14 protein-coding genes are annotated in these 12450 nt (G+C 59.1%); 10 read left to right on the top strand and 4 right to left on the bottom strand.

Annotated elements, in window-relative coordinates:
• The first annotated feature begins 2 nt into the window (after positions 1-2).
• The 7 genes from CKW26_RS10885 (at position 3) to CKW26_RS10855 (ending at position 6821) form a co-directional block, all read left to right on the top strand.
• Positions 3-359: a DUF4398 domain-containing protein gene (locus tag CKW26_RS10885; protein WP_093435356.1), complete on the top strand. Its 357-nt coding sequence runs from the start codon at positions 3-5 to the stop codon at positions 357-359.
• Entirely contained in the window at positions 356-1168 is an 813-nt protein-coding gene (locus CKW26_RS10880) for an OmpA family protein (RefSeq protein WP_095048586.1), read from the top strand. Before CKW26_RS10885 ends, CKW26_RS10880 begins: the two co-directional genes overlap by 4 nt.
• Positions 1169-1369: 201 nt before the next feature.
• Entirely contained in the window at positions 1370-2809 is a 1440-nt protein-coding gene (locus tag CKW26_RS10875) for a PLP-dependent aminotransferase family protein (RefSeq protein ID WP_016985994.1), read from the top strand.
• Between the two features lie 79 nt (positions 2810-2888).
• Entirely contained in the window at positions 2889-3359 is a 471-nt protein-coding gene (locus CKW26_RS10870) for a translation initiation factor 2 (protein ID WP_095048648.1), read from the top strand.
• A gap of 166 nt (positions 3360-3525) precedes the next feature.
• Positions 3526-3780, top strand: a complete 255-nt coding sequence (locus CKW26_RS10865; RefSeq protein WP_007908349.1) for a YkgJ family cysteine cluster protein — start codon at positions 3526-3528, stop codon at positions 3778-3780.
• A 41-nt stretch (positions 3781-3821) separates the two neighbouring features.
• The gene (locus CKW26_RS10860) at positions 3822-4427 is read left to right on the top strand and encodes an START domain-containing protein (RefSeq protein WP_095048585.1); all 606 of its coding nucleotides are present in this window, start codon (positions 3822-3824) and stop codon (positions 4425-4427) included.
• A gap of 300 nt (positions 4428-4727) precedes the next feature.
• A complete protein-coding gene (locus CKW26_RS10855) occupies positions 4728-6821 on the top strand; it encodes an LTA synthase family protein (RefSeq protein WP_095048584.1) in 2094 nt (697 codons plus the stop codon).
• Positions 6822-6895: 74 nt separating this feature from the next.
• Here the strand turns inward: CKW26_RS10855 and CKW26_RS10850 are convergent, their stop codons facing one another.
• Positions 6896-7054 carry a DUF3309 family protein gene (locus tag CKW26_RS10850; RefSeq protein ID WP_169432680.1) on the bottom strand — a complete coding sequence of 53 codons (159 nt, stop codon included), beginning with the start codon at positions 7052-7054 and terminating at the stop codon, positions 6896-6898.
• 323 nt (positions 7055-7377) lie between these two features.
• Between CKW26_RS10850 and CKW26_RS10845 the strand changes: the two genes are divergently transcribed.
• The 3 genes from CKW26_RS10845 (at position 7378) to csrA (ending at position 8910) form a co-directional block, all read left to right on the top strand.
• On the top strand, positions 7378-8193 hold the full coding sequence (locus CKW26_RS10845; RefSeq protein ID WP_095048583.1) for an SDR family oxidoreductase: 816 nt from the start codon (positions 7378-7380) through the stop codon (positions 8191-8193).
• A 63-nt stretch (positions 8194-8256) separates the two neighbouring features.
• The gene (locus tag CKW26_RS10840; protein ID WP_008088571.1) at positions 8257-8589 is read left to right on the top strand and encodes a YnfA family protein; all 333 of its coding nucleotides are present in this window, start codon (positions 8257-8259) and stop codon (positions 8587-8589) included.
• 135 nt (positions 8590-8724) lie between these two features.
• On the top strand, positions 8725-8910 hold the full coding sequence (csrA, locus tag CKW26_RS10835) for a carbon storage regulator CsrA (protein ID WP_016985988.1): 186 nt from the start codon (positions 8725-8727) through the stop codon (positions 8908-8910).
• Positions 8911-8915: 5 nt separating this feature from the next.
• Here csrA and CKW26_RS10830 read toward each other — a convergent pair whose 3' ends face one another.
• From CKW26_RS10830 to ngg, 3 genes are all read right to left on the bottom strand, one after another.
• Positions 8916-9143 carry a YheU family protein gene (locus CKW26_RS10830; protein ID WP_003199186.1) on the bottom strand — a complete coding sequence of 76 codons (228 nt, stop codon included), beginning with the start codon at positions 9141-9143 and terminating at the stop codon, positions 8916-8918.
• Positions 9144-9341: 198 nt separating this feature from the next.
• Positions 9342-10532, bottom strand: a complete 1191-nt coding sequence (locus CKW26_RS10825; protein WP_077574040.1) for an osmoprotectant NAGGN system M42 family peptidase — start codon at positions 10530-10532, stop codon at positions 9342-9344.
• A 166-nt stretch (positions 10533-10698) separates the two neighbouring features.
• A complete protein-coding gene (gene ngg, locus CKW26_RS10820) occupies positions 10699-12447 on the bottom strand; it encodes an N-acetylglutaminylglutamine synthetase (RefSeq protein WP_095048582.1) in 1749 nt (582 codons plus the stop codon).
• Positions 12448-12450 lie beyond the last annotated feature (3 nt).

Here is a 12450-nt window from a genome sequence, read left to right as displayed (position 1 = left end):
TAGTGAGTATTCGACCTCTTTTCGCGGCTGTGGCCGTTCTGGCCCTGGCCGGTTGCGCGACCGATCCGGCACCCAATGAACAAATGCGCCTGACCGAGCAAGCCATCACCCAGGCCAAGGCTGTTGGCGCCACCGCCGATGAAGTGCCGGAAATGAAACTGGCCGAAACCAAGTACAACCGCGCCAAAGGCAACATGGCTGACCAGTCCTACCGGAATGCGCGCATGCGCTCCGAACAGGCCGAGCTGGATGCACGTCTGGCCGAAGCCAAAGTGCTGACGCAAAAAAGTCAAGAACAGGTGAATGTGCTTAACACCCGCATCGTCCGTCTGCGCAAGCAACTGGGAGATGCCCAATGAGCCTCAAGTCGAAAGTTGTAGGCGGCCTGATCCTCGCCGGTTGCGTCAGCCTGTACGGCTGCGCCGGTCAGCACAGCGAATTCGCTCTGCAGGAAGCCAGCGCCGACTTTCAGAAGGTCAAGGAAGACTCCAACGTGCTGCGCATCGCGCCGAAAGACGTGATCCGCGCTGGTGAGTCCCTGGCTCGTGCCGATCGCCTGTCGACCTATTGGGGCAGCGGTTCCGATGTTGTGCACTACGCCTACCTGAGCCAGCGCTACAGCGAAATCGCCCGCGAGCATACCAATCAGGTGCTCAATGAGGAGCGCGCAGCCAAACTTGAGCTGGAGCGTCAGCGCCTGCAACTGGCCTTGCGTGAATCGAAGTTGCTCAGCGTGCAGCAACAGGGCAAATGGCTGGAAGAACAGATCGTAGCACTGGCCACCACGCAGACCGACCGTGGTCTGGTGATGACCCTCGGCGATGTGCTGTTCGACACCGGTGAAGCGGAGCTGAAAAACTCGGCCAACCGTGTTGTGCTGAAAATCGTCCAGTTCCTGCAACTGAACCCCAAACGTGTAGTGCGCATCGAGGGCTACACCGACAGCACCGGCGGCAAACAGGAGAACCTCAAGCTGTCCCGTGACCGCGCGCAATCGGTGGCGGACGTGCTGATGGACCTGGGCATCGACGACAAACGCATTCAGGTCGAAGGCTACGGCGACGAATACCCGGTGGACGCCAACGCTTCCGAGCGTGGGCGGGCACAGAATCGTCGGGTTGAAATTGTCTTCTCCGATGAAAAAGGCCAGCTCGGCGCCGCCCGTTAAGGGTTGCGTCTCTGGAAAGCCCGGGCTGTCATGCAGTGCCGGGCTTTTTTACGTCTGTCGATTGGCTCGCAATCCGTACAGTAGGGGGCAGACACCGCACTGTATGGTCGAGTAATGTGGCAACTGTCCCAGTACACTTCTAAACTGTTCCGGTATTGTTTCACACAAGAATAAAATGCCCGTGAAATCGAGTGCTGCGTCATGACCAATCTCTTGCTCTACCAACGTATTGCTCAGCAACTGGCCGAAGACATCCGCCGTGGGGTCTATCAACCGGGGGAGCGCGTGCCTTCGGTACGCAAGATGAGTTCGCAGCTCAACGTCAGCCATGCGACGGTGTTGCAGGCCTACGCCAATCTCGAAGATCAGGGGCTGATTCGCGCACGTCCGCAGTCCGGATATTACGTACACCAAACGCCTGCGCTGACTGCACCGACACCGGACATTGCGCGGGTTGAACGTCCCGGTCTGGTCACTCGCAGCAGCATCATTCAACAGGTGCTGGTCGAATCACGCCGTGAAGGTGTGTTCCCGCTCGGCGCTGCCGTGCCAAGTGTCGATTACTTGCCGGTGCGCGCCTTGCATCAGCAACTGGCCAAGGTCACGCGTTTTCATAGCCCACGCGCCTTCAGCTACATGTTCAGCCCCGGTTTCGAACCGCTGCGCCGGCAAGTGGCGATCCGCATGCGTGATGCCGGTGTAGTGGTCGATCCGTCGGAAGTCGTGATCACCCACGGTTGCGTCGATGCTCTGCAGATGTCGTTGCGTGTGCTGACCCGTCCGGGCGATCTGATCGCTGCCGAGTCGCCGACCTATTACGGTTTGCTGCAACTGGCCGATCTGCTCGGCCTGAAAGTCATCGAAATCCCCAGCGATCCTGCCACCGGCATGAGCCTCGAAGCCTTGCAACTGGCGGCCAACCAGTGGTCGATCAAAGCGCTGGTGCTGACCACGCGCCTGAGCAATCCACTGGGCGGCACCATGCCCGAAGAGCGGCAGAAACAGTTGCTGCGTCTGGCCTCGGACTTCGACATCCAGATTGTCGAAGACGACATCTATGGCGAGTTGATGTTCGAGCAGGGCAAAACCAAAGCGCTCAAGGCTTATGACCGACTGGATCGGGTGATCTACTGTTCGAGCTTCTCCAAAACCTTGTCACCCGGTGTGCGCATCGGCTGGATGATCGCTGGCAAGTACCAGCAGGAAATCCAGCGACTGCAGACCTTCAGCACCCATTCGGCGTGCAGCGTGACGCAGATGGCGATTGCCGCTTATCTGGAAAACGGCGGTTATGACCGGCATTTACGGTACATCCGCCAGGAATACCGAAAAAACCTCAGTGCCTTCCAGTTGGCGGTGCAGCAGTACTTCCCCGAGGGTACGCAAATGACCCGGCCTACGGGCGGTTTCATCCTCTGGGTGAGCTTGCCGGGTAGGGTGAATACTCAGGAATTGCATGTGCGCGCCCTGCAGCAGGGCATCAGCATTGCGCCGGGACTGATCTTCAGTAATACCGAGCAGTTCAACCACTGTATCCGCCTGAACTGCGGGATTCCGTGGAACCGCGAGGCGGAGCGGGCGTTGATGACCCTTGGGTTGCTGGCGACGCAACTGTGTCAGGAAACCGCTGGCGGATTCTGAACGAGCGGTGGGTGATGCTTGTCTTGTGGCGCCCAACAAGCGAGCATATGGCTATCTGCCGTTTGCCACTGTTGGGTTCATGAAAGCGATTGCTCCTGCCGCTTGGGTTTTGCTGGGTTTGCTGATGATCGGTCATGCGCCTGGCGTCGTGGCCGCTGCGGCTCAGGAAAAACCGGCGGCGACGAGCCCGGCAAAAAAATACACGCCAGCGCAGAAGGCAACTCCCGCGAAGAAACCTCAGCAAAAAGTCATCAAGAAGCGCAAGCCAGTCGCCTCGAAATCGAAACCCGCCAGTGAAGTGGTAAAAACCAAGTTGCCGTCGGCCAAACTCGATTTGAGCCTGCCCAAGGACATGGTCGAGGAATTGAAGCCCAAGGGCACGGTTGAATTGCCCAAGCGCGAGCCGATCCTGCCGCAGATGTTTGGCGAGAAAAACAACGGATTCCAGCTCAACGGCCGCTTGCTCAGCAACGAAATGCAGTTGCAACTGCGCAATGAAGAGCGCCGTGAAGTCGAAGGTGCGGCGCTGGACTTTGAATTCAAGCAGTAAACTCAGCTCATCTGTGACCCGCAGACCAGACGCTTTGTCGGAGACTGGTCAGTCACATTCAGTTATCGGTGAAAACCCCGGTTCCGGGAATTTGAAACAGCCGTTTTAGCGGTTACTCTGTTCCGCGTCCCTTTTACACATCGCCCGTCGCGAGGAATTGTTCGTCATGAAATGCCGTGAAGGCTGTGGCGCTTGCTGCATTGCCCCTTCCATCAGTTCGCCAATTCCCGGCATGCCTGATGGCAAACCTGCCGGCGAACGTTGCGTGCAACTCTCGGTCGAAAACCTGTGCAGCATTTTCGGCCGCCCCGAGCGCCCGGCAGTCTGTTCCGGCTTCGCGGCGGATGTCGAAGTCTGTGGCAGCAGCTCGGAAGAAGCGATCAGGTTGATTGGCTGGTGGGAGCAGATGACGGCGGCGTGATGTGTCAAACGAACGGAACTTCAACAATAAGGAATAAGACTATGGGTTCGCTGCATCGTATCGCTGTGTTGTGTGGTTTGACCGCTGTGCTGGCCACCTCCGTCGCTCAGGCTGAAGACTGGAAAGTCGCCAAGAACGAGGACGGTATCAAGGTGTCCCTGAGTGAAGTGCCAGGTTCGGACTACAAGTCCTACCAGGGCGTTGCGCTGATGAAAACCACCGTCGCCAAATTGCGCGCACTGCAGGAAGACGTCGCTGGCGCCTGCGCCTGGATTCACGAGTGCAAGACCCAGAAACTGCTCAAGCACGAGGGCGATCAGAGCTGGACCTACACCCAGTTCAACACCCCTTGGCCAGTCACCCCGCGTGACTCGGTGATCGAAGTCACCACCGTCGAAGGCGCCGACGGCAGCTTGACCCGCAACCTCAAAGGTCTGCCGACGTACGTTCCTGAAGAAAAAGGCTTTGTCCGCGTGCAGCAGGTCAAAGGCTTCTGGAAGTTCGTACCGAAGGGCGACCAGGTTGAAGTCACTTATCAAGTGCACACCGAACCAGGTGGCAGCGTGCCGGCAATGGTTGCCAACAAATTTGTCGTCGATGCTCCGTTCAACACCCTCAAAGCTTTGAAAGAGCGCGCCGAGAAGTAATCGGCCCGCGTTCAACGAAACGCCCCGAACAAGTCGGGGCGTTTTGTTTTGTATCTATATTGTGTTTCCAGATATGCGTTGCACGAAATTTTCACAAAGTGTTCCTGACAATTCGCCCGCGCTGTTTGTCCGCTGCTGTAAATGAAAGTGTCTAGCGGCGGGGCAGTAATCAATGGCAATGGTGCGGGTGATCGTGCAACATTTGCGCACCGCGCAAGCCCCGGGGTCTGGAATGACCAATAGAGGACATGGCGCCGCTGTATTTTTGCAACTTCAACTTCCAATGGGTCCTAAAACGACATGGCAAACCCGGACGCCCTGAATCAGCAGCGATCTTCTGCTCGCCTGCTGCAACCGACCGTCAAATCGCATCTGGCCTACACGCTGCTTTGCGCGCTGGTCATGATGGTGATGTTTTCCGTGCTGCGCCTCGCGCTGCTGGTCTACAACCGCGAGATGATCCTCGATACCCCGGCTTCGACCTTCCTCGAAGCTTTCGCCAACGGCCTGCGTTTTGACCTGCGCCTGGTGGTTTACCTGTGCATTCCGCTGGTGCTGGCGCTGTTCAGTGCCCGCGCCATGGCCGCACGCGGCTTCTTCCGCTTGTGGCTGACCATCGCCTCAAGCATCGCGCTGTTCCTCGGCCTGATGGAGATGGACTTCTACCGCGAGTTCCACCAGCGCCTCAACGGCCTGGTGTTCCAGTACGTGAAGGAAGACCCGAAAACCGTGATGAGCATGCTCTGGTACGGTTTTCCGGTAGTGCGCTATCTGCTGGCGTGGGCCATCGGCACTGTCATCCTGACCCTTGCGTTCAAAGGCGCCGATCGTGCCACGCGTCCACGCGGACCGTTCAGCGGCGGCAGCGTGGGTACTCGTCAAGTTGCGCCGTGGTACACCCGTCTGGCGGTGTTCATGGTCTGCCTGCTGATCTGCGTGGCTGCCGCCCGTGGCACTTTGCGTCAGGGCCCGCCGATGCGCTGGGGTGATGTCTACACCACCGATTCCAACTTCGCCAACCAGCTCGGCCTCAACGCCACGCTGTCGCTGATCGAGGCCGCCAAATCTCGCATGGGCGAAGATCGCGACAACATCTGGAAAGCGACGTTGCCGCAAGAGCAGGCGCAGAAAGTCGTGCGCGACATGCTGCTGATGCCAGACGAAAAACTGGTCGATGCCGATATTGCCGCTGTGCGCCGTGATTACACGCCGCCGGCCGACAAGACCCTGCCGATCAAAAACGTTGTGGTGATCCTGATGGAAAGCATGGCCGGTCACTCGGTCGGTGCACTGGGCGCGCCAGGCAACATCACGCCATACCTGGACAAACTGTCGAAGGAAGGTCTGCTGTTCGATCGCTTCTTCTCCAACGGTACGCACACCCATCAGGGCATGTTCGCGACCATGGCCTGCTTCCCCAACCTGCCAGGTTTCGAATACCTGATGCAGACCCCGGAAGGCAGCCACAAACTGTCCGGCTTGCCGCAGGTGCTCAGCGCCCGCAACTACGACGACGTATACGTCTACAACGGCGACTTCGCCTGGGACAACCAGTCGGGCTTTTTCAGCAACCAGGGCATGACCAACTTCGTTGGCCGTAACGACTTCGTCAACCCGGTGTTCTCCGATCCGACCTGGGGCGTGTCCGACCAGGACATGTTCGACCGTGGTCTGCAGGAGTTGAAGGCGCGGGAAAACGGCAAGCCGTTCTACGCGCTGCTGCAAACCCTGTCTAACCACACGCCATACGCCTTGCCGACGCCATTGCCGGTCGAGCGCGTGACCGATCGCGGCAGCCTCAACGAACACTTGACCGCCATGCGCTACTCCGACTGGGCGCTGGGTCAGTTCTTCGAGAAGGCGCGCAAAGAGCCGTACTTCAAGGAAACCCTGTTCGTCATCGTCGGCGACCACGGCTTCGGCAACGAGCGCCAGATCACCGAAATGGACCTGGGCCGCTTCAACGTGCCGATGCTGATGATCGCACCTGGCATTCAGGAGAAGTTCGGTACGCGTGACCACACAGTGGGTACGCAGATCGATATCGTGCCAACCATCATGGGCCGTCTCGGCGGCGAAGTGCGTCACCAGTGCTGGGGCCGCGACTTGCTCAACCTGCCGGAAGGCGACACCGGTTTCGGTGTGATCAAGCCGTCAGGCAGCGAGCAGACCACTGCCATCGTCACCGCTGACCAGATTCTGGTGTTGCCGAGAGACAAGGATATGGGGCCGAAGATGTGGCAGTACCAACTGGGGGCCAATCCGCACGCCGAAGTGGTACCGAATGCACCGCGCACCGCCGAGTTGAAACTCAAACTCGAAGCGTTCCTGCAAACGGCAACCAAGAGCCTGATGGATAACACCGCCGGTGTCATCCACGGCAAGCCGGACTGATCGATCTATAACAGAAAGATCCGCGCAATAAAAAAGAGGCCCTTAACAGGGCCTCTTTTTTTACGCGTGAATCGTTATATCCGACCGAGTAACAGCAGCACCAACAGCACCACCAACACCACGCCGATAATGCCCGATGGACCGTAGCCCCAACTTCTGGAGTGCGGGAAGACCGGCAGACCACCGATCAGCAACAGGATCAGGATAATGATTAGAATTGTGCCCATGTCGATTTCCTTGTTGATAGTGTTCGAGAAGTCTTGGTATTCAAGGGCGACTGGAGACTAAGTAATTCCAGACGGCTTACAAATTCCGACCGGTGCGCGTGAAAGAAAATTCAATGTTTTTTTAATGTATTTGGATTGCTCGTTTATTTCCTTTACAGCGAAAAGATCGCAGCCTCGTTTCACTCGACAGCGCTTACACGAATCCAAGTAGGAGCTGCCGAAGGCTGCGATCTTTTGATCTTGCATTCAGCAACTTGATGGAGCGTGGGCGCGCGCCGATCCTTCGCTACACTCGGCGCATCTTTCCCAGAACAACAAGGCTGTGTGCTATGCAAAATCGCATGATGATCACTGGTGCGGGCTCGGGCCTGGGTCGCGAAATCGCGCTGCGCTGGGCACGTGAAGGCTGGCAACTGGCCTTGTCCGACGTCAGCGAACCCGGTCTTCAGGAAACCCTGAAAATGGTCCGCGAGGCCGGTGGCGACGGTTTTACCCAGCGCTGTGATGTACGTGATTACAGCCAGCTCACCGCGTTCGCTCAGGCCTGTGAAGAAAAGCTCGGCGGCATCGACATCATCGTCAACAACGCCGGCGTGGCCTCGGGTGGCTTTTTCAGCGAACTGTCCCTGGAAGACTGGGATTGGCAGATCGCGATCAACCTGATGGGCGTGGTCAAGGGCTGCAAGGCGTTCTTGCCGCTGCTTGAACAAAGCAAAGGCAAAATCATCAACATCGCCTCCATGGCGGCACTGATGCAAGGCCCGGCGATGAGCAACTACAACGTGGCCAAGGCCGGCGTGGTAGCACTGTCGGAAAGTCTGCTGATCGAACTGGCGCAGCAGGAAGTCGGCGTGCACGTGGTCTGCCCCTCGTTCTTCCAGACTAACTTGCTCGATTCGTTCCGTGGGCCGACCCCGGCGATGAAAGCGCAGGTCGGCAAGTTGCTGGAAAGTTCGCCAATTACGGCGGCGGATATCGCTGACTACATCTATCAGCAAGTCGCCGCTGGCGAGTTCATGATCCTGCCCCACGAACAAGGGCGCATGGCCTGGGCGCTGAAGCAGAAGAACCCGCAACTGCTCTACAACGAAATGACCTCAATGGCGGAGAAAATGCGCGCCAAAGCCAAACAGAGCAACGGCTGAGCTTGCCCGTCGGAGACAGCGTCGCTAGGGTGGCCGCAATGGTCACCCTGTCGAGACACGTCAATGCTCAATTACCTGTGGTTCTTTCTTGCGGCGCTGTTTGAAATCGCCGGTTGTTTCGCCTTCTTCATGTGGCTGCGTCAGGGCAAAAGTGCCTTGTGGGTGATTCCTGCGCTGCTCAGCCTGACCCTGTTCGCACTGTTGCTGACCCGTGTTGAAGCCAACTATGCCGGTCGTGCCTACGCCGCTTATGGCGGCATCTACATCGTCGCTTCGATTGGCTGGCTGATGGTGGTCGAGCGCGTGCGTCCCTTGGGTTCGGACTGGATCGGCGTGGCGCTGTGCGTGATCGGCGCCAGCGTGATTCTGTTCGGGCCACGCTTTTCTGCTGCCTGAAGACCTTTTGTGGGAAGTGTCTGACAGCTCGCGGCGATCATGGGTGTAAGGCAAAACTGATTTGCGCGCCGTGCATTGAAGAGGCGCGGCAAGCCGCGCATCTTCAGGGTTCGCTAACCCTGAAGGACGAATCTCATGCTTGTACTCAGCCGTGTCGTTGGTGAGTTGATTTCAATCGGTGATGACATCACCTTGCGCGTTCTGTCAGTGAACGGTGCCAGCGTGCGATTTGGCGTCGAGGCGCCACAAAAGGTCAACGTGCACCGCGCGGAGGTCTATGAGCGGATTCAGCGCAAGCAAGCCACGCAGAAAGTTCGCTGAGGATTTCAGTCGAACAGGTGCTTGGGCACGTCGTGCTTGAGCATCAACTGGCACTGCTCGCTTTCCGGGTCGAAGACGATCAGCGCCTGGCCTTTGGTCAATGCCTGACGCACGCGCAGCACGCGGGTTTCCAGCGGCGTGTCATCACCGTTGTCGGTGCCGTCGCGGGTGACGAAATCCTCGATGAGGCGGGTGAGGGTGTCGACTTCAAGTTGGTCGTGGGGAATAAGCATGGGCACCTCGGCTGAATCAATGGCGGGATGCTACGGCGATTGCGGTTTGCCTGCCAGTTTTGTGTTGCCTGTACCGACCTCATCGCTGGCAAGCCAGCTCCCACAGTAATTGGGGCAACACAAATTTGTGTACACCTCCGATACCTGTGGGAGCTGGCTTGCCAGCGATGGGGCCAGTCCTGTCATCACAAAGCCGGATCAACTATCGGAACGCTGCCCCACCAGACTGTCCACCGACGGCACCCGCGTATCGCTCTCCATTTGCGTGTCATGTTCAATCTGATGACTGAAGCGATCCAGCGAAGCGTTCGCCGGCGCTGCATCACTGGCAAACACCGGCGGACTCAAGATGTAAGCCCCCAGCAAGCGACTGAGTGCCGCCAGACTGTCGATGTGCGTGCGCTCATACCCATGGGTCGCATCGCAGCCAAACGCGAGCAGGGCGGTGCGGATGTCGTGGCCGGCGGTCACCGCCGAGTGCGCATCGCTGAAGTAATAGCGGAACAGGTCGCGGCGCACCGGCAGTTCGTTTTCACCGGCCAGACGCAGCAAATGTCGCGACAGGTGATAATCGTACGGGCCGCCAGAATCCTGCATCGCCACACTCACCGCATGCTCGCTGGAGTGCTGTCCGGGAGCGACCGGCGCGATGTCGATGCCGACGAATTCGCTAACGTCCCAAGGCAGCGCCGCCGCCGCGCCGCTGCCGGTTTCCTCGGTGATGGTGAACAGCGGGTGGCAGTCGATCATCAGCTCCTGGCCGCTGTCGACGATGGCTTTGAGTGCCGCGAGCAGCGCGGCAACGCCGGCCTTGTCATCGAGGTGACGGGCGCTGATGTGACCGCTTTCGGTGAACTCCGGCAGCGGATCGAATGCGACCACGTCGCCGATGCTGATGCCCAGCGAGTCGCAGTCAGCCTTGGTCGCACAGTAGGCATCCAGACGCAGTTCAACGTGATCCCAACTGATCGGCATTTCATCGACGGCAGTGTTGAAGGCATGCCCGGACGCCATCAACGGCAAGACACTGCCGCGAATCACGCCGTTGTCGGTAAACAGGCTGACGCGGCTGCCCTCGGCAAAGCGGCTCGACCAGCAGCCGACCGGGGCGAGGGTCAGGCGGCCGTTGTCCTTGATCGCACGAACGGCGGCGCCGATGGTGTCCAGGTGCGCGGAAACGGCGCGGTCGGGGCTGTTCTTCTTGCCTTTGAGCGTGGCGCGAATGGTGCCGCGTCGAGTCATTTCAAAGGGGATGCCGAGCTCTTCCAAACGCTCGGCGACGTAACGCACGATGGTGTCGGTGAACCCGGTGGGGCTGGGAATGGCGAGCATTTCCAGCAAGACTTTTTGCAGGTAGTTGAGATCCGGTTCGGGGATTTGCGTGGTCATGGAAACTCCTGATGGGTTGAGCACACCGATGGTTTCGATGAGGAAAGTTTTGTGTTGCTTGATCGGGCCTCATCGCTGGCAAGCCAGCTCCCACAGTTTTTATATGTACTGCAAAACTTGTGGGAGCTGGCTTGCCAGCGATGGCGTCGGTTCAGTCACCAGAGAATCAAGAGACAACCGGCTGACTATGCGGAAACAACAAATCGACAAAGCGCTCCGCCGTCGGCTGCGGCTCATGGTTGGCCAGACCGGCACGTTCATTGGCCTCGATAAACACGTACTCGGGCTGATCCGCCGCCGGCACCATCAAGTCGAGCCCGACCATCGGAATATCCAGCGCCCGCGCCGCGCGCACGGCGGCATCAATCAACGTCGGATGCAGAATCGCGGTGACATCCTCCAGCGTGCCACCGGTGTGCAGATTTGCCGTACGCCGCACAAACAGATGCTCGCCCGCCGGCAGAATGCTGCTGTAGTCATAGCCCGCCGCATGCAGGGTGCGCTGGGTTTCGTGATCCAGCGGGATCTTGCTTTCGCCACTGGTCGCCGCTTGCCGACGACGGCTCTGCGCCTCGATCAACGCGCCCACCGAATGCTGGCCATCGCCGACTACTTCCGCCGGCTTGCGAATCGCCGCGGCCACCACTTCAAAGCCAATCACCAGAATCCGCAGATCAAGCCCTTCGTGGAAGCTTTCGAGCAGCACGCGGCTGTCAAATTGCTTCGCCGTTTCGATGGCTTGCTGCACCTCTTCGATGCTCTGCAAATCCACCGCTACGCCTTGGCCCTGTTCACCGTCGAGCGGTTTGACCACCACCCGTTGATGCTCATCGAGGAAGGCCAGATTGTCGTCGGCATTACCGGCCAGTTGCTGCGAGGGCAGGTTCAGTCCGGCGCCTTTGAGCACTTTGTGGGTCAGGCTTTTGTCTTGGCACAGGCTCATGCTGATCGCGCTGGTCAGGTCGCTCAGCGATTCGCGGCAACGCACGCGACGCCCGCCGTGGCTGAGAGTGAACAGCCCGGCATCGGCGTCATCCACTTGCACGTCGATGCCGCGTCGATGAGCTTCTTCAACGATGATCCGCGCATACGGATTGAACTGCGCTTCTGGCCCCGGGCCGAGAAACAGCGGCTGGTTGATGCCGTTTTTGCGCTTGATGGCGAAGGTCGACAGATTGCGAAAGCCGAGCTTGGCGTAGAGGTTTTTCGCCTGCCGGTTGTCATGCAGAACTGACAGATCCAGATAGCTCAAGCCGCGACTCATGAAGTGCTCGATCAGGTGCCGCACCAGCACTTCACCAACACCCGGCCGCGAGCATTGCGGATCAACCGCCAGGCACCACAGGCTGCTGCCGTTTTCCGGGTCGTTGAAAGCCTTTTGATGGTTCAGGCCCATGACGCTGCCGATCACCGCGCCGCTGTCTTCATCCTCGGCCAGCCAGTACACCGGGCCGCCCTGATGATGCGGCGTCAGCCGCGTGGCATCGATCGGCAACATGCCGCGCGCCTGGTACAACAGATTGATCGCCTGCCAGTCCGCCTCACTTTGCGCGCGGCGAATACGAAAGCCGCGAAACACACGGGTGGCCTGGCGGTAATCGCTGAACCACAGGCGCAGGGTGTCCGACGGGTCGAGAAACAGTTGCGTCGGTTCCAGGCCGAGGATCTGCTGCGGCGCCGCGACGTACAGCGCGATATCACGCTCGCCGGGCTGCTCTTTGAGCAGCTCCTGCGCCAGCGATGCCGGGTCGGGAAACGTGTGGCCGATCAGCAACCGGCCCCAGCCGCAATGGACGGCGATCGGGTCGGCGGCCAGCATGCTGCCATCTTCGGCCAGACGCGCCTGCAAGCGTTCATAGGACGGCGTCTGACCGCGTAGCAGCCGTTGGTTGATGGCCGTGGCGTGGGGTTTCATCAA

The organism is Pseudomonas sp. Irchel s3h9 (assembly GCF_900187475.1).
GTDB classification, from domain to species: domain Bacteria; phylum Pseudomonadota; class Gammaproteobacteria; order Pseudomonadales; family Pseudomonadaceae; genus Aquipseudomonas; species Aquipseudomonas neuropathica.
The sequence above is the reverse complement of the archived record's forward strand: the minus strand, read 5'-3'. Positions and strand labels throughout refer to the sequence as shown.

Coding starts and splice junctions, on each gene's coding strand:
- CKW26_RS10880 (WP_095048586.1), top strand. CDS start 356: ATGAGCCTCAAGTCGAAAGTTGTAGGCGGCCTGATCCTCGCCGGTTGC.
- CKW26_RS10875 (WP_016985994.1), top strand. CDS start 1,370: ATGACCAATCTCTTGCTCTACCAACGTATTGCTCAGCAACTGGCCGAA.
- CKW26_RS10870 (WP_095048648.1), top strand. CDS start 2,889: ATGAAAGCGATTGCTCCTGCCGCTTGGGTTTTGCTGGGTTTGCTGATG.
- CKW26_RS10865 (WP_007908349.1), top strand. CDS start 3,526: ATGAAATGCCGTGAAGGCTGTGGCGCTTGCTGCATTGCCCCTTCCATC.
- CKW26_RS10860 (WP_095048585.1), top strand. CDS start 3,822: ATGGGTTCGCTGCATCGTATCGCTGTGTTGTGTGGTTTGACCGCTGTG.
- CKW26_RS10855 (WP_095048584.1), top strand. CDS start 4,728: ATGGCAAACCCGGACGCCCTGAATCAGCAGCGATCTTCTGCTCGCCTG.
- CKW26_RS10845 (WP_095048583.1), top strand. CDS start 7,378: ATGCAAAATCGCATGATGATCACTGGTGCGGGCTCGGGCCTGGGTCGC.
- CKW26_RS10840 (WP_008088571.1), top strand. CDS start 8,257: ATGCTCAATTACCTGTGGTTCTTTCTTGCGGCGCTGTTTGAAATCGCC.
- csrA (WP_016985988.1), top strand. CDS start 8,725: ATGCTTGTACTCAGCCGTGTCGTTGGTGAGTTGATTTCAATCGGTGAT.
- CKW26_RS10830 (WP_003199186.1), bottom strand. CDS start 9,143: ATGCTTATTCCCCACGACCAACTTGAAGTCGACACCCTCACCCGCCTC.
- CKW26_RS10825 (WP_077574040.1), bottom strand. CDS start 10,532: ATGACCACGCAAATCCCCGAACCGGATCTCAACTACCTGCAAAAAGTC.
- ngg (WP_095048582.1), bottom strand. CDS start 12,447: ATGAAACCCCACGCCACGGCCATCAACCAACGGCTGCTACGCGGTCAG.